At 42.8% G+C, this 726-nt stretch carries 1 pseudogene; it reads left to right on the top strand.

From position 1 onward, the window contains the following. Positions 1–570 (top strand): annotated as a pseudogene (locus tag KIV40_RS26315) (LysR family transcriptional regulator); the annotation flags it as partial. Positions 571–726 lie beyond the last annotated feature (156 nt).

Here is a 726-nt window from a genome sequence, read left to right on the forward strand (position 1 = left end):
GATATTATGACGCCCAGTGACGTGAGTTATCAGGACGTAGAACAGGGCACCGTTGATATTATTATCAACCGTTTTGACAACATCCCTCAGTCCTTCCATCAGATGAGCCTTTGGCACGACGGGTTCTCCTGTTTGTTCAGTTGCGACAACCCAATTGCCGATGACTTTAGCCTTTTGTCGTATTTAAAAGCTCAACATATTTGGGTAAGCAAGACGGGAATGGGTACTGGCGTCGGGATCAACCCAAGTGAAGCACAGAAATTGAGGTGGATAGATGAGGCACTAATGCGCATCGGTAAAACGAGAAACATCACCGTGTTTACGCGACATTATTTGTCGGCCATTCTTTTTGCCCAACAGAAGAATCTGATTCTGACGATTCCAACAAAGGCGGCTCAACTGCAAAGAGATAACCCTAATTTGCTGATCAAGCCAGCTCCATTTGCTATCGAACCTTTTGAAGTAAAGATGGCATGGAGTCCGTTATTGCAGAGTAATCCCGACCACCAATGGATGCGTCGTTTGATTAAAAGTGTCGCGAGTGAAATAGAGAGTGGCGTGACAGGATAGCCCCGATTTACGGGGATTTTTTTTATGAATATTCAATATAAATGGCATAAATTAGCTAAATTTTGGTCCGTTACCTAGTTTATTGAGTAGTCATCGGTTAATTTGAGAGAGATTTTATGAGCAGTCGTATTTAACAGGGAAGCTTGAACATTGATA

It is taken from the genome of Vibrio sp. D173a (assembly GCF_030248475.1).